The sequence below is a fragment of the Streptomyces sp. NPDC006140 genome (genome assembly GCF_040628815.1).
Taxonomy (GTDB): domain Bacteria; phylum Actinomycetota; class Actinomycetes; order Streptomycetales; family Streptomycetaceae; genus Streptomyces.
The window spans coordinates 364,785-379,963 of sequence record NZ_JBEXTS010000002.1; the positions used below are offsets into that span (position 1 = coordinate 364,785).

Genomic DNA, 15,179 nt, shown 5'->3' on the forward strand with positions numbered 1-15,179 from the left:
TCGACCGGTGCGGGCCGCGCGGCGCGTGTACACCGCCCCGCCGCACCGCGTACGGCCGAGGAGACAACCGCTGCCGCGCCGTCCAGACTCGAAGGAGGAGCAAGCGTCTTCCGGTCGACCGGGTCTGTGAGGGCCGGACTGTGCATGATGTGCCGCTGTGGCTGTGGCTGGTGTTCGTCGCCACCGTGCTGGTGTCGCTGGCGGTCGATCTGCTGGCGCACCGGCAGGCCCACGTCATCGGCTTCCGGGAGGCCGCCGCCTGGAGCGGGGTGTGGGTGGGGCTGGCGATCCTCTTCGGCGCCGTCGTCTTCCTCGTGGTGGGCACCACCGCCGGTGTCGAGTACACCACCGCGTGGCTGCTGGAGAAGAGCCTGTCGGTGGACAACCTCTTCGTCTTCGCGCTGATCTTCGGCTACTTCCGGGTGCCACGCGCCTACCAGCACCGCGTGCTCTTCCTCGGGGTCCTCGGCGCCCTCGTCTTCCGGGGGCTCTTCCTCGCCGCCGGGGTGGCGGTGGTCAGCCGCTTCACCGCCGTCCTGTTCGTCTTCGCCGCGATCCTCTTCTGGAGCACGTACAAGATCCTCAAGGAGGAGGACGACAGCTTCGACCCCGGCAAGAGCGTCGCCGTACGCCTGCTGCGCAAGGTCATCCCCGTACGGGACGAGTACGCCGGCACCCACTTCTTCGTACGGGAGGCCGGCCGGCGCGTCGCCACCCCGCTGCTCGCCGTGGTCGCCGCGATCGAGGCCGCCGACCTCGTCTTCGCCGTCGACAGCGTGCCCGCGGTGCTGGCCGTCAGCAGTGACGCCTTCATCGTCTACACCAGCAACGCCTTCGCCATCCTGGGCCTGCGCGCCCTGTACTTCATGCTCGCCGGCCTGCTGGACCGCTTCCACTACCTCAGCAAGGGACTCGCGCTGATCCTCGCCTTCATCGGCGTCAAGCTCATCCTCCAGGCGTCCCACAAGATCATCAGCCCCGACGTGCCCGAGATCCCCTCCCTGATCAGCCTCGCCGTCATCGCCACGGTCCTGGCCGTCTCCGTCGCGCTCAGCATGATGCGCCCCCCTCCAAAGGACTCCAAAATCCCCCTAAAGCAGGATTAAAATAGTGGCCATGAGCAGCGACCATGAGCGAAGAGCGGCCTCCCGTTCCCGGTACGTGTGCCGCTCGTGCAAGCAGCCGGTGGACGCCGTGATGGAACGGCACAAGACCATGGGTGTCTTCGTCCCCGTCTGGGTCGCGGGCCCCTGCCACAACCAGCGGTGCGAGCACTACGTACCGGAACTGGTACCGGTCACGTCGGTGCGCGGTGCGACCTGGCAGCACCTCACCGGCTGGAAGCACGACTGAACCTGGCCGGTGGTGGCACCGGCCAGGGGCCTTGACCTGATCAGCCGCGCGTCAGCCGTCGGACTCCGACGACGGGATGTAGGCGCCCGGCACGTTCTGCGGGGCGTAGAGCCTGGACTCGCCCGGGTACGGCTTCGCCCAGTTGTGCGTCTGGTACCAGGTGTAGTGGTTCATCTGCGCGGGGTTGGCGAAGTCGGGCACGGCGTTCGGGCCGGTCAGCCGCTGCTTGGACTTCCAGGTCTCCCACTGCGCCGCCAGCGACCGCTCGCCGGCCGGCACCTTCGCCGCCGGTACGGGCGCCGCCCCGGGATCCTGCGGAGCCGGGGTGTCCACACCGCAGGACGGCGGGGTCTTCAGGCCGTCCGTGAGCGGCGTCCGGTTGGGCAGCGCCTTGAACGGCGTGTAGTCCGCGTGCCGGGTGAACGCCCCGCGCATCGGGGTGGCCGCGCTGTCCTTCTGGTTCATCGGCTGGATCCCGAGGATCTGCTCGATGGTGCGGATCATCGTGATCTGCGAGTAGTAGTGGCTGTCGACGGTGCCGTGCCGGGCCCAGGGGCTGATGATCTGGATCGGGGCCCGGTGACCGTCGACGTGGTCGAGGCCGGCCTGGGAGTCGTCCTCGACGACGAAGATCGCCGAGTCCTTCCAGAACTTGCTGTGCGAGACCTCGTCGACGATCCTGCCGGTCGCGAGGTCGTTGTCCGCGACCTGGGCGGCGGCGCTCGCCGGGCCACCGGTGTGGTCGCTGGAGAGCCAGAACATGTTCAGGTCCGCCGGGCCGTGCTTCTCGAAGTCCTGCTTCCAGATCTCGTACCGGTAGAGGTCCGGGACGCTGGTGTCGAACTTCGGGAAGCCGTGCACCGACACACTGTTGAGCGACGGGATCGGCGAGGACGAGTCCAGGGTGTAGGCGGTGCCCCGCCCGGTCGCGTCCATGGTTTTGGCGTCGCAGTACAGGTTCTGCCAGCTCGCGTCCGCCGGCTTGGTCAGGAACTGCTGGAACTCGCCGAAGTCCCGCACGGACTTCCCGGCCGCCTGCGCACCGGTCCACAGGAACCCGCTGCGCTGGTGGCCGAGCGCGTCGTCCTCGGTGTCGTAACTGCGGGCGTACTCACCGGCCGAGGACTCGGTGTACTCCGGGTCGTCGGCCTGCATCAGCCAGTTGTGGCCCTCGGCGGAGTTCGTGCCGATGTCGTAGGTGTTGTCGTACAGCCCGAACTGCCGGGCCAGCGCGTGCTGGTTCGGCGTCACGTTCTCGCCGAACTCCGTCAGCGCCGGGTCGCCGTTGCCCTGCGGCATGTCGCCGAGGACCTGGTCGTAGGTCCGGTTCTCCTTGACGAGCAGGAACACGTGCTTGATCGTCGAGGGGTCGCCGAGCCGCAGCGGGACCGGCACCGGCTTCGCGGTGCTCCTGCCCCGGCTCCGCGCGACCGAGCCCGCGGTCCAGCCGTTCTGCCGGAAGACCTTGGCGGTCTCGGAGCGGATGACACTGTCCTCCGGCAGCGTGAAGTGCTGCACGCTCGACGTCGTGTCATGCGTGCCGTGCCCGGCGCTGTCGGTGGGGCGGCGGGCGTCGACGCCACGGGTGTTGGAGACGACGACCTGCTTGCCGACGGTGGTGATCTCCGCGGGAAAGTAGTCCGTCGGGAGCAGCCCGACATAACTGACGGGCTCCTGGGGGGTGGTGTACCGGTAGACGGCGACGGCATTCGCGCGGCCCAGCGTCACCAGCAGGTGGCCGTCGTCGGTGAGGGTCACCGCGTCGGGCTCGTAGCCGACCGACGCCTGAGGCCACGGCTGGGTGGCGATGGTCTGCACGACCTTGTCGCGTGCCGTGTCGATGACCGACACGTCGTTGCCGGCCGTGTCGGTGACGAACAGCGCGCCCTTCCTGGCGTACAGCGCGGTCGGGTGCAGACCGACGGTGATGATGCCGACGGGGGCATCCGGCTTCGCCAGGTCGATGACGCTGACCGTGCCGGTGGTGGTGGCGGCGGTCACCGGGCTGGCCGGCACCTGCGTGCCGTACGAGTTGGCGGTCGTGTCGCCGGGCCTCGCCGGGCGGCCGCCCTCGTTGCTGACGTACAACCGGTCGCCGACCTCGACCATGTCGCGCGGCGCGTTGCCCACGGCCCAGCTCCGCTCGATCGCCCCGGTCGCCGCGTCGAGGGCGACGACCCGGTTCTGGCCGTTGACCGCCGAGTAGACGGTGGAGCCGTCGGGGGAGAACACCGCCGCGCCGACCAGCGCGTGCTTGGCCCCGTCCGCCGGGATCCCGATGAACGTCGGACTGGTGACGCTGCCGTCCGGGTGCACGGTGAACCTGGTGTAGCCGTCGGTCTGGCCCAGCCACAGCTGCTTGCCGTCGGGGGAGTAGGTCGGGCCTTCCTGGCCCACGTCGTCACCGCTGATGCGCGGGCTCGACGACGCGGAGCTGCCGACGAGTTGCTGCACCTTCCAGTTCTTCAGGTCCACGATCGCCAGGGCGCTCCCGCCGTCGGTGACCGAGGCCGCGAGGTGGGTGCCGTCCGGGCTGGGCGAGGACGACATGATCTTGCCGTCGTTCACGACGAGACGGTCGCCGTACGGGGCGATGTACTGGTCGCTGGGGAGGACCTGGCCCTGACCGGTGATCTGGCCGACGTGCTGGGTGCCGAACTGGTGCGTCTGCGCGAAGGCGGTCCCGGCGGCGGCCACGGCGACGGCGGTGATGCCCGCCGTGACCATGGTCCGGCGCCCGATCCGTCTGCCGGGAACGCCGGAACTGCCATTCCCGGCACGCCGACGGCGGCGTGTTACCTGCATTGCGTTATCCCTTCGAGGGGGCGAGAAGCTCGACGTCGCCGTCGAACTGCCACAGGGGGTTCGGTGCGTCCCCGGCCGGGGTGCGGACCAGGAAGTAGCCGTTGACTTCCTTCGGTCCGTCGCCGTCGGCCACGAAACGACCGTCTGGGGTGACATCGAGCTGGTAGACCGCCGACCCGGCGGCCTCGACGCCAGGGAGATGCCAGGAGACGACGCACCGCCAGTCGTTGCCCGGCCCTTCGGCGGCGACCCGGTCGCTGCCCTTGTCGCACGCCGCCGTGGCCTGCAGCCGCGCCTCGGTGACGGCGGGGCGGTTCAGCTGCGCGGTCTGCATCCGGTAGAGGTGGGCGAACGCGGTGGCCAGCGAGCGCTGCACCTTGTCCTGGGTGATCCCCGAGCCCGTGGCCGAGGTCGTCGCCGTGACGACCACGGTGGTCACGGCGATCAGCCCCGCGAGCGGCAGCACACCGGCCACGACCGCGCGGCGCGCCGAGCCGTCGTCGGCCGGGTTGGTGAAGTCGCGCCGCAGGAACAGCAGATACGCCAGCGCCTTCGCGGTCACCGCCCACACCAGGCTGACGGCGATGCCGGTGAGCAGCGGCGCGAGCTGGACCGGGCTGGTGAACAGACCGTTCCAGGACAGGAAGGCGGAGCCGGGCAGGGAGAGGCGGACGGCGACGGGCAGCGGCATCATCTGGGCGAGCTGCATCGCGAGCGCGACGACCGCGGGCAGCAGCAGCCCCACGGGGGACCGCCCGAGCGCGACCGACCCGAGCAGTCCGATGCCGGCGAGGGCCAGGGTCGGGGCGAGGACGCAGACCCAGGCGAGCAGGACCCTCGCCGCGGCGTCGGCCGGGGGCAGCAGGTGCCCGTCGAGGCCGACCAGCGGCTGGTTGCCGACTGCCAGGACTCCGCCCACCGTGCTGGAACACGCCAGCCCGGCGACCAGGAGCAGGATGACCGTGAGACTGGCCAGGGCCTTCGCCGCGAAGATCCGGCGCGGCGAGCGGACCGCCACGAGCAGGTGGCGCCAGGTGCCGAGCCGGTCCTCGGACGCGAACACGTCACCGGCGACCACCGACGTCAGCAGCGGCAGCGCCCAGGTGCCCGCGAAACCCAGCGTCACCAGCGGCCCGGCCCACCCCGTGGCGTGCATCCAGCGGCCGAAGAGGGTGTCGGACGGAAGCGTGCTCTGCTCACTCACTCCGGCGACGAAGAGCCCCGGCGCGACCCAGCAGGCGAGGAGCAGCAGCCGGATCCGCCAGTGCGCGACCAACTTGACCAGCTCGAACCGGTAGCAGCGGGTCACCGGGACGCGGGGGTTCTCCTGGACGGGGGGTGGGGGGAGAGTCGCGGTCATCCGGACGGTCGTGGTCATGCAGCGGTCTCCTGCCGTGCGGTGAGGGCGAGGAACGCGGCCTCCAAGGGCGATACCACGGGCGCGAGTTCGCGTACCGCGATGCCCGCGTGCACGAGCCGTGCCACCAGCGCGTCGAGGGCCGGCACCGGCGCGCGGACGACGAGCACCTCGGCGGCCTGCCGCACCTCGGCCTCGTCGAGGATCCGGACCCCGTCCGTACCGGCGGCCACCCGGCGAGCGGCCTGCGGGTCGGAGGTGAGCAGCCGGTAGTCGAGTTCACGGTTCTCGGCGGCCAGCTCGCCCAGCGGCCCGGAGAAGACGACGCGCCCGGTGGCGAGGATGGTGACCTCGGAGCACAGGGCCTCCAGGTCGTCCATGCGGTGGCTCGACAGCACGACACTGGTTCCGTCCGCCGCGAGCCGGCCGAGGACACCGTGCACGTGCTTCTTCCCGGCCGGATCGAGTCCGTTGGCCGGTTCGTCCAGCACCAGCAGCCGGGGTCTGGTGAGCAGGGCGGCGGCGAGACCGAGCCGTTGGCGCATGCCGAGGGAGAAGCCGCGGGTCCGGTCGTCGGCGACGTCGGTGAGCCCGACTTCATCGAGCACGTCGTCGACCCCCGCCGTCGGCACGCCGTGACCGCGCAGGGCGGCCAGCGCGGCGAGGTTCTGCCGCGCGGTGAGCGACGGGTAGAGACCGGGCCCGTCCACGAACCCGGCGACACCGCCGGGAGCGGCGAGCGCACGCCCGACCGGAGTGCCCAGGATCTCGAGGCTGCCCCGGTCGGCGACGGCCAGGCCCAGCAGCAGCCCGAGCAGCGTCGTCTTGCCGGCGCCGTTCGGTCCGACCAACCCGTGGATCTGCCCCTGCGTCACGTCCAGATCGACGCCGTCGAGTGCGACGACATCACCGAAACACTTGCTGATCCCACGGGCTCGGACTGCGAGGAATGCGTCCATGGTCCCCTTCTTCCAAAGCCCGGAAGGAACTTAGGGACCGCACACAGCGCGGGCAGGGACAGCGGGTTGAACGTACTCGGAACGACTCGTCAAGGCATCGGCAAGTCCGTGTGCACGGAGTAAAGCCGGCCGCGGGCCCTTCCGGCGGGGCCATCCAGGTGTACAGGGGCATTCAGACAGCGGCGCGCCGTCCGGCGGCTGACGCAGGCCCGTGCCGCGACCTCATGGGCGCCGCCCGGACGGTGGCGACGTCCCGGACGAGGCCGATTCCCGCCTCGGCGGCCCGGACTCACCCGCCCCGCTGCTGTCCGGGAAACCGGGCGGGTGGGTCCAGGCGATGCACCCATGGTCCCGCCGTACCGCGGCGACCGAGCTTTGCGCTCATTCAGCACGCAAAGCTCTTTGCGCTCAGGAGGTGATCGGAAGGTCCTTGCGCGCCTGTTCCAGGTCGTCCTCCCAGATCCACAGCCGGTGGTGGGGCGGCACGCGGTGGTAGCCGTACAGGCCGGCTTCGGTCAGGTCCCGCAGGTCCACGCACACCCGCTGGTAGGCCTGCCCGATCGCCTTGGCCGGATCGGGCACCTCCCGGGCACCGAGCTTGATGCAGGCCCGGTACTCGTATCCCAGCAGCAGGTCCTGTCCGAACTGCGCCCAGGCGCCGAGCTGTTGGGTCCATGCCGCCTCCGCCTCGTCCACCAGCAGGTTGAGGTCGGAGGAGGGCGGGATGGAGGGGTAGATGAGGAAGGTGGCCGCCCAGCCGAGTGCCACCATGTCCAGGTTGAACGTGCGCCGGCGCGGGTCGTCGCGCGGCGGCAGCGGATCGGACGCACTGCCGCCGAACCAGGGCGCGGTGTAGGCCAGCAGACGTCCGTTGCTCTCGACGAGTTCGCCCGTGGCGATCACGGCGAGTTTGCGCTGTGAGCCGTCGGGGCGGGTCAGGCGAGTGGCCACCATGTCCTTGTGCGCCTCGGCCGCGGCCTTGCCCGCGGCCTGGTGCCGCTGCGCGGCGTCCGGAGTGATCCGGGAGACGAGATAGTCGCGCAGATCCTGCGGCAGCGCGTCGTAGGTGCCGTCCAGCAGTCGCGCCTTGGTGCGCTCCAGAGCGGCCTGGGCGGTGGCGGGCGAGCCGCCGAACTGGCTTTCCGGGGTGTCGATGGACACCATACGGATGGCCATTTCTATTTTTGGGGTGTCGCCGTCGGTCACACTCACGAACGCGTAATCGTTGGCGGGACGGCTGGGACCCACGAAGCCGAGATCTATCATGGTCTTTTCCGGTTTCAATTGACTGTTGAACGTCAATTCGTACGAGGCACCGGCGCCGTTGAGTGAGAGTGCTGTCTTCAGTATCTTTCGCCGAGGGAATGAACGCCAATGCTGCGTCACCGTTGGCAACGGGCTCGCTCAGCCGCCGGCCGGGTAGAGCGCGGCGAGCGCGGCAATCATGCGGGAGATCGCCTCGCCCGCCTCCGGCGGATCCAGCACCTCGACGTCGGTCCCGAACAGGAGCAACCGGCAGACGGCGGCCGGCACCGGGTAGTCCAGCTCGACGATGAGCCATTCGTCGTCCGCCTCCCCGACGACTCCGCGGAAGTTCGCGCGGGTGAGCCTCTGCAGCATGTCCAGGCGGCGGCGCCTGACCCGGGCCCGGGCCACGATCCCCGGCTCGCGGTTCTCCACATCGTGACCCGGCTGGAAATGGACCTCGTGCCGGTGGACCGGGTGTACGGCGGCGGGTTCTTCTTCGACGCCGAGGCGGCGCCCGACGTCCTGAGCGTATACGCACGGTGGACCTCCGACTTGCCCCGGGAGATGAACTCCTCGGTGGCCCTCGTTCCGATGCCGGACGACCCGGAGGTGCCCGAGCCGATGCGGGGCCGGCACGTCTGCCACGTGCGGATCGCCTACACCGGCAGCGCGGAGGAGGGCGCGCGGCTGGTGGCCCCGCTTCGGGACGCCGGCCTGGTCCTGATGGAGGACCTGCGGGACATGCCGTACACGGAGAGTGGCTCCATCCACGACGAACCTCCCGCCCCGATCCCCTTCCAGCGCGAGACCGTGATGTTGCGGGAAGCAGGCGACGGCGTGCTGCGCCTGCTCTTGGAACACGCGGGCCCGCAGGCGCCGCTGCCGGTCGTCGTGGAGCTGCGGCACCTCGGTGGCGCCCTGGCGACGCCGCCCGAGCGGCCCAACTCCGTGGCCCACCGGGATGCCGGATACCTGCTGTCGGTCGTCACCCTGCTGTTCGGCATCACCGAGGAGGACACCCGGCCGATGTACAAACAGCTCCGCGAGGCACTGCGGCCGGTCTCGTGCGGCGTCGGCCTGAACTTCCTGGGACACGGCGCGAACGCTGACGAGGAGACCGTCCGCACCGCGTACGCGCCCGCAGACCTCGACCGGTTGGCCAGGCTCAAGGCCGTCTACGACCCGGGCAACCTCTTCCGCCTGAACTACAACATCCCGCCGGAGGGCGACGGCCCGACCGTGACGGCCTGAACCGGAGGCGGCGACGACCAGTTCACCGACGGGGATGGCTGTCGTCGGCATCGGCTGTCTCGCCGCCGCCCAGCCGCTCAGCCGGGTGTCCCGGCCGCCTTAGGCGGGCCGGTCAGGCCTCCGCATCTCGGAAACCACCAACGAGCTCGGCGGGGCGCTGGGGATTGCGCTGGTGGGAAGCCTCAGCACCGCCGTGTGCCGCGACAGCATGTCCGAGAGGCCGGCGAGCACCTGGCGGACGCGGCCCGCGCGGCCTTCGCCCACGGCTTGCAGGTCAACGCCTTCGTGGCCGCACCCCTGATGCTCGCCATGGCCCTGGGCGCGATCTACCTCCTGCGCCAGGTGAAACCGAACTCGCACGAGGAGGAGCCGGAACACTCGGACCTGGCGACGGAGTCTCGCTGATCCTGCCAGCGGCAACCCTCGCGGCGACGGGACGGCCGGTCAGCCGTACATCGTCACGCGGTGGAGAGCCATAAGCACGTCGTCGATGGGATGGTGCTGCGGCTTGCCGGAGGAATCGAGTCTGTTCCACCTCTGCAGGTTCACCGCGACGGCCATCTGCCGTTTGCCGTCGGCACCGGTCATGGCGTCGCCGCGGCCCTTGGGACCGATTCCTCCAGCCTCTACCCGCCCTGAGGGTAAGTGCTGCAGGCCCCTGCGCGCATCGGGGCTGCTCGACGAGGAGGTCCCGGCGCGGGCTACCACCGGAATGCGCTGGCCAACCAGCCATGCGTGAATCCGTTTCGTTGCAGGCGGCGGATTGGCCGCCAGTCCCTGCTCGAATGAGGGCCGTTCAACGGCCCTCGGTGCGCCTCGCAGGCATGCGGTAGCGTCCGCGCACGCGCGCGGCCCGTCCAGTCGGGCCGGAGGGGGCAGGGGGGGGCACGGTGGCACCGCGGCTGGGTGGCGAGACGGACAAGTTTGGCAACCGCTACGAGGGAGCCTGGACGATCAGACATGCCCTGTACGTACTGCTGGGCTCGGGCACGTCGCTGTGCGTCGAACCGAGTGGGGCGCTGGGCGACGGGGTCGAGTTCGTCTACCGGCACGACCATGGAACGGAGGTGCACCAGGTCAAGCGGCAGAACCGCAACGCGAACAACTGGAATGTGGCCTCCCTCCGCGACAAGGGAGTGTGGGAGAGTCTGCGTTCGCATGTCGAGGCGGGCCGGGATTTCCACTTCGTCTCCGTGCTACCGGCCCGTGCGCTCGACGAACTCGCCGACCGCGCCCGCCGCTCCGACGATCTCGCCTCCTTCCAGGCCGAGTGGCTGACGGACGAACTCCGAGGTCCCTTCGATGCCCTCGCCTCGCCTGGCATCTACGGCTCGACCGCGACGGCTTGGCGGATGTTGAGAGGGTTCCGCGTGGAGTGGCACGACGAACGGGACCTCGTACACACCAACGCTGCCCTGGCCGAACAGACCTTGACCGGGGCACCGGGCCCCCTGGCGGCGCTCGCCCTCGGCCAACTCCTGCTGGACAACTTGGGAAGCACGCTCGACGCCGCGGCCCTCACCACGCGGCTGGCGCCGTACGGGCTGCGCCGTGTCGTGCGGGCCGACGCTGTCGCGGTGTCCGACACGGTGAGAACGGTGACGCGCCGGTGGGCGGCGAGCGTCGAACGTACGCTGCTCCGACCCACGATCCCCCGGGAGGAGGCCGCCTGCCTCCTGGCGGAGGTCAGGGAGGGCACCCGGCGGCTCGTCCTGCTTACCGGAACCGCGGGCGGTGGGAAGAGCGCCGTGCTGCACCAGACCCTCATCGCCCTCGACGAGGCGTCCACTCCGGTTCTCGCTTTCCGTCTCGACCGCCTACAACCCTTCGACTCGACGCATGAACTCGGGCAGCGCGTCGGCCTGACCATGTCCCCGGTCGGCGCTCTCGGCGCCGTGGCGCAAGGTCGGCGCTGTGTCCTCGTCGTGGACCAGCTCGACGCCGTCAGCATGGCATCGGGACGCATCCCGGAAACTTTCGACGCAGTGGCCGACCTTGCCGACGAGGCTGCGGCACATCCCGGTATGCGGGTGGTCCTGGCCTGCCGCGCGTTCGACGCCGAGGCCGACGCGCGCATCCGTAGGCTCACCGCCCCGGACCACTGCACACGTGTCACGGTCGGGTCGCTCTCCGACGCCCAGGTCGACACCGCCGCGAGCGGCATGGGACTGAACATCTCACGCCTCGCTCCGCCGCAACGGGCGTTGCTGCGCTCGCCGCTGCATCTCGTCCTCCTCGCCCAGGTCGCGGATCAGGAGCAGGCCCTCCTCTTTCACAGCACCCGCCAGCTTTTCGACGCCTTCTGGGACACCAAACAGGAGGACTGCGCCCGGCGTCCGTCCGTGCGCTTCCACGACGCGGTCTCTGCTGTCGTCGCATGCTCGACACGGACGACCTCGCCGCCAGCCGGAAGGTACTGGAGTCGGAACACGTATGTGTGCGCGACGGCCGTCAGCTTGCTTTCTTCCATGAAAGCTTCTTCGACTACGCCTTCGCCCGCGACTGGCTCCGGCGCGAAGAGAGCCTGGTCGCCTTCCTCACCAGCGGGGAGCAGGAGTTGTTCCGCCGCGGACAGCTTCGGCAGGTGCTCGATCACCTGCGGGACCTCGACCCGGAACGCTTCGCCGCGGAGGTCGAGGAGCTGCTGATCAGTCCGGACATTCGCTACCACCTCAAACACCTGACCCTGGCCGTGCTGCGGGGTCTGGACGCTCCCACCGCCCTCGAGTGGGGTGCCGTCGCCCGTGTGCTGGACACGCGCCCGCCCTTCCGCGACCGCCTCGTCGACGTGCTCGGCACGCCCGCGTGGTTCCGTCGTGGGGACGACGAGGGGGTCTTCGAAGACTGGCTCGGCAGTGTCGACACGAGAGAACAGGGCTGGGCGCTGAGGCAATTGGTGGCGGTCGCCGATGCCCTGCCCGGCCGGGTGGCTCGCCTTCTGGAGCCGTACGCCGCTGACCCGGCGTACGGTACGTGGCTGATCCGGATCGTTCTCCGCGCCCGACTCGCCGGCAGCCGACCGCTTTTCGACCTCCTGCTCGACGGCGTTCGAGCGGGCCTCTTCACCGGCGGCGAACATGCCCTCTGGGTGTCGGTGGGCGAGCTGGCAGCCGAAGAACCCGCGTGGGCGGTCGAGTTGCTGGGCGTACTGCTGGCGGAACGTCCGGACGCCCTCCGGCTCGACGACCAAGGCAGGGTGGCGATACTGCTGGACCGGGACGGCGCGGCACTCCAGACGGTGACCGCCGCCGCTGCCGGCGCACCGGAGGAGTTCTGCGCCGGGGTGCTACCCGTCCTCCTGGCCGCTATGAGCCTGACCGCCCATCCGGTCCTGACGGGATGGCCCGTCCAGGACCGCCACTTCTCGCACCGTCATCCCGGCGACGACCCCTTTGACCTCGGCGACGCCTTGCTGCAAGGCACGGCCGAAGCTCTGCGGAGTATCGCGGGCCGGGATGTCTCGCGCGCGCGTCAGCTCGTGGAACATCTGGTGAGCGAGCCGTACGAGGCGGCGCAGTGGCTGCTTTACCAGGTGCTGGCCGCGGGGGGACCCGACCTCGCCCCGTGGTCCGCCGAAGTCCTCCTCCAGGGCGGACACCGTCTGCTGTCCGGCTACGCGGCCAACGCCGTGTGGAGCGCCCGTGAGGTCCTCCGCGCCATCGGCGGCGCCCTGTCCGACAACACGTTCCGGCGGCTGGAGCAGTTCCTGCTCCACCTGCGCCTTCCCCCGGACGGCAAACTCTCGCCCTGGCACGAGTTCACCCTGTTGACGGCGCTTCCCGAAGGGCGGCTCTCCGAGCCGGCAACACGCCGGATCGGAGAACTCCGCCGGCTCCACGGCGATCGACGGGAGCCGGACGAACCGGAAGGGGTGACGGGTGGGTTCGTCGGACCGCCCATCCCGGCCGAAGCGGCCCGGCACATGAGCGACGACCAGTGGCTGCAGGCCATGCGGAAGCACAGCCGGGACCGAACAGACTGGGCCACCCATACCGGAGGCGCGCGCGAGCTGTCCCACGTGCTGAAGAGCATGACGGTGGCGGATCCCGGTCGATTCGCGCGGCTCGCCGTGCGGATCGACGCCGCGACACACCCGGCTTACGGTGCCTCGCTGCTCCTCGGCTTCGCGGAGGCCGAGCCGTACGACGAACCGGAGACCGTCTTCGCAGCGGTCCGCCACCTCGCGGGCAGGGGTCGGCCGGAGCAGGACCGGTGGCTGGGGCACGCCCTGCGGAAGTACCTCGACCAGGTGCCGCTCGACCTGGTCGCGACACTCCTGAGCCGCGCTCTCGACTCGGGAGAGCCGGGCGACGCGGCCGACTTGTCCGGCACGGACGGGGGTGATGTGACGCGTGACCTGCTCACCGCTGGGATCAACACCGTACGGGGCAGTGCGGCCGAGAGTCTGGGCGATTTACTCGTCAAGGACGCCGACGGGTCTCGTGCCGCCCTGATTGTCCCCCACCTGAGCCGACTGGCGGCCGACCCGTCCCTCGAAATCCGGGCGTGCGTGGCCCACTTGCTGCACGCCGCGATCCGTCACGACCGCCCGGCGGCGGCCGATGCCTTCGCGGTGCTCGTCCAGGCCCCCGACCACTTGCTGGCGTCACCGTACGTTCCCCGCCTCGCCGTTGCCCTGATGCACGGAGACCCGGCGTCGACCGGGCCGCTGACGGAACGCATGCTGCACTCCCCGGTGGCATCAGTGCGCCGGGTCGGCGGCCAGATCGCCGCGCTGGCCGCGATGGAGTGGGAGACGTCCGACCTGCTGGCCAAGGTGCTCGCCGGGAACGACACGGCACAACGTCAGGGAGCCGCCGACGTGTGCGCCCAGCGCCTGCTGAACACGGGGGACGCGGCGCTAGCCCATCACGCACTCGTCAGGTTCTTCCACGATCCCGAGGAAGACGTGCGGGAAGCCGCCGCCACCGTGGCCGCGGCGCTGCGCGGCCAACGTCTGCGGCCCTATCGGCGGACACTGACCGCGCTGATCGACTCCCGCGCCTTCGGGGCCGCCCTGTCTCAGCTGCTGATCACGCTCGAGGACGCCCCGGACCGGGTCGATGAACTGGTTCTGGCATGTGCTCGGCGCTTTGTCGCGGTGTTCGGAGCAGCTTCGGCCGACTTGGCCCGTGGCGTGGCGGCCGACGCCCGCGACATCGGTCGCCTGTTGGTCCGTGCGTACGTCCAGGCAACTGCACCCGCGCTGAGGTCCGCGATCCTCGATCTGCTGGATCAACTGCTGCTCCTCGGGTCCTACGGCGTGGCCGAGGCGATCAGCGACTCCGACCGGAGCTGAACGTGACCGGTCCGCAGGATGCTCCCGGCGTGCGCCGCCGCGCGCCCCGGCGTGCGTCCGGCGCACCGGTGGGCCGGGCCGAAACGTCCGCCACCCCGAATGAGCGAGTGCTGTCCTGTGAGGATGAAGCACGGTTCAAATCGCAACGGCCGCGTGGCCTTCCTCGACACATTGCCGCCCGAAGCGCGCGCGGCCTTCGAACAGCTCGGCAACCGACATCACTACGTCGGGGGAGACGTCCTCATCCATGAGGGCGATCACACCCAGGATCTGGTGGTCCTCCACGAAGGCTTCGTGAAGGTGACTGCTCGACTGGGCCGTGACGGGATGTCGCTCGTGGACATCTGGAACGGTGGGAATGTCGTGGGCGAAGGTGCGGCGATGGGTGTCGGACCGCGATCAGCCACGGTCACCGCGTGCACCGATGTGGTCGCCGCCGTCGTCCCGAAACATGAGCTGGATGCCTTCCTCCTTGCCCGTCCTGCGATGTCGGTCTCGCTCTTCCAGATGGCCTGCGCTCGGCTGCGCCGGTCCGACCGCTTGCGTCTCGAACTCGGCCGTTACCCGCTCCCGGTCCGGCTGGCGCGAGTCCTCGTTGAACTCGCGGAGTCGTTCGGGCGGCCCGCAGAGACGTTCAGGGGACCCAACTGGAACAAGGTGCGCATCGAGGTGGAGCTGTCCCAGCCGGAGTTCGCCGCCCTCACCGCGTCCACCACGGACACCGTTCACAAGGCTCTCGCTCACCTACGGAGGCGCAAGATCATCACCACCGGCGAGCGGAAGACTTCCGTTGAGGACATGGCCCGGCTGCGCAAGGCAGCTCGGCTGAGTGTGCCGTGACCTTGGAGCACGGCAAGTAAGCCGCATTAATGCGGCTTGTGCAGCCGTTCCCGCCCCTTCCGCCCAC

11 protein-coding genes and 1 pseudogene are annotated in these 15,179 nt (G+C 70.1%); 6 read left to right on the top strand and 6 right to left on the bottom strand.

Features of this window, described 5'->3' with window-relative positions; genetic code table 11:
- Positions 1 to 140 precede the first annotated feature (140 nt).
- Positions 141 to 1,106 (top strand): TerC family protein, encoded by a 966-nt coding sequence (locus ABZ386_RS06880; protein ID WP_351336866.1) that lies wholly within the window; start codon positions 141 to 143, stop codon positions 1,104 to 1,106.
- A gap of 10 nt (positions 1,107 to 1,116) precedes the next feature.
- The gene (locus tag ABZ386_RS06885; RefSeq protein ID WP_355720893.1) at positions 1,117 to 1,353 is read left to right on the top strand and encodes a hypothetical protein; all 237 of its coding nucleotides are present in this window, start codon (positions 1,117 to 1,119) and stop codon (positions 1,351 to 1,353) included.
- A gap of 51 nt (positions 1,354 to 1,404) precedes the next feature.
- Here the strand turns inward: ABZ386_RS06885 and ABZ386_RS06890 are convergent, their stop codons facing one another.
- The 5 genes from ABZ386_RS06890 to ABZ386_RS06910 all read right to left on the bottom strand — a co-directional run bounded on the left by ABZ386_RS06890 (position 1,405) and on the right by ABZ386_RS06910 (position 8,154).
- Positions 1,405 to 4,158, bottom strand: coding sequence for an alkaline phosphatase family protein (locus ABZ386_RS06890; RefSeq protein WP_358963977.1), 2,754 nt, complete (start codon positions 4,156 to 4,158; stop codon positions 1,405 to 1,407).
- Positions 4,159 to 4,162: 4 nt separating this feature from the next.
- Positions 4,163 to 5,536 (bottom strand): ABC transporter permease, encoded by a 1,374-nt coding sequence (locus ABZ386_RS06895; RefSeq protein ID WP_358963980.1) that lies wholly within the window; start codon positions 5,534 to 5,536, stop codon positions 4,163 to 4,165.
- On the bottom strand, positions 5,533 to 6,474 hold the full coding sequence (locus ABZ386_RS06900) for an ABC transporter ATP-binding protein (protein WP_351336854.1): 942 nt from the start codon (positions 6,472 to 6,474) through the stop codon (positions 5,533 to 5,535). The genes ABZ386_RS06895 and ABZ386_RS06900 overlap by 4 nt, the downstream gene beginning before the upstream one ends.
- Before the next feature lie 408 nt (positions 6,475 to 6,882).
- Positions 6,883 to 7,650 carry a hypothetical protein gene (locus ABZ386_RS06905; protein WP_358963982.1) on the bottom strand — a complete coding sequence of 256 codons (768 nt, stop codon included), beginning with the start codon at positions 7,648 to 7,650 and terminating at the stop codon, positions 6,883 to 6,885.
- 228 nt (positions 7,651 to 7,878) lie between these two features.
- On the bottom strand, positions 7,879 to 8,154 hold the full coding sequence (locus ABZ386_RS06910; protein WP_358963984.1) for a WYL domain-containing protein: 276 nt from the start codon (positions 8,152 to 8,154) through the stop codon (positions 7,879 to 7,881).
- 3 nt (positions 8,155 to 8,157) lie between these two features.
- On the opposite strand from ABZ386_RS06910, the gene ABZ386_RS06915 reads away from it, so the two are divergent.
- Positions 8,158 to 8,973, top strand: coding sequence for a BBE domain-containing protein (locus ABZ386_RS06915; RefSeq protein WP_358963986.1), 816 nt, complete (start codon positions 8,158 to 8,160; stop codon positions 8,971 to 8,973).
- 195 nt (positions 8,974 to 9,168) lie between these two features.
- Positions 9,169 to 9,378 carry a hypothetical protein gene (locus ABZ386_RS06920; protein WP_358963988.1) on the top strand — a complete coding sequence of 70 codons (210 nt, stop codon included), beginning with the start codon at positions 9,169 to 9,171 and terminating at the stop codon, positions 9,376 to 9,378.
- A gap of 39 nt (positions 9,379 to 9,417) precedes the next feature.
- Here the strand turns inward: ABZ386_RS06920 and ABZ386_RS06925 are convergent.
- Positions 9,418 to 9,564: pseudogene (locus tag ABZ386_RS06925) on the bottom strand (hydrolase); the annotation flags it as partial.
- A gap of 1,786 nt (positions 9,565 to 11,350) precedes the next feature.
- Between ABZ386_RS06925 and ABZ386_RS06930 the strand changes: the two are divergent.
- Together ABZ386_RS06930 and ABZ386_RS06935 are read left to right on the top strand one after the other, a co-directional pair.
- Entirely contained in the window at positions 11,351 to 14,272 is a 2,922-nt protein-coding gene (locus tag ABZ386_RS06930; protein ID WP_358963990.1) for a hypothetical protein, read from the top strand.
- 123 nt (positions 14,273 to 14,395) lie between these two features.
- A complete protein-coding gene (locus ABZ386_RS06935; protein WP_358963992.1) occupies positions 14,396 to 15,112 on the top strand; it encodes a Crp/Fnr family transcriptional regulator in 717 nt (238 codons plus the stop codon).
- Positions 15,113 to 15,179: the final 67 nt, after the last annotated feature.

Coding starts and splice junctions, on each gene's coding strand:
- ABZ386_RS06900 (WP_351336854.1), bottom strand. CDS start 6,474: ATGGACGCATTCCTCGCAGTCCGAGCCCGTGGGATCAGCAAGTGTTTC.
- ABZ386_RS06930 (WP_358963990.1), top strand. CDS start 11,351: ATGCTCGACACGGACGACCTCGCCGCCAGCCGGAAGGTACTGGAGTCG.
- ABZ386_RS06905 (WP_358963982.1), bottom strand. CDS start 7,650: ATGGCCATCCGTATGGTGTCCATCGACACCCCGGAAAGCCAGTTCGGC.
- ABZ386_RS06895 (WP_358963980.1), bottom strand. CDS start 5,536: ATGACCACGACCGTCCGGATGACCGCGACTCTCCCCCCACCCCCCGTC.
- ABZ386_RS06890 (WP_358963977.1), bottom strand. CDS start 4,158: ATGCAGGTAACACGCCGCCGTCGGCGTGCCGGGAATGGCAGTTCCGGC.
- ABZ386_RS06935 (WP_358963992.1), top strand. CDS start 14,396: ATGAAGCACGGTTCAAATCGCAACGGCCGCGTGGCCTTCCTCGACACA.
- ABZ386_RS06885 (WP_355720893.1), top strand. CDS start 1,117: ATGAGCAGCGACCATGAGCGAAGAGCGGCCTCCCGTTCCCGGTACGTG.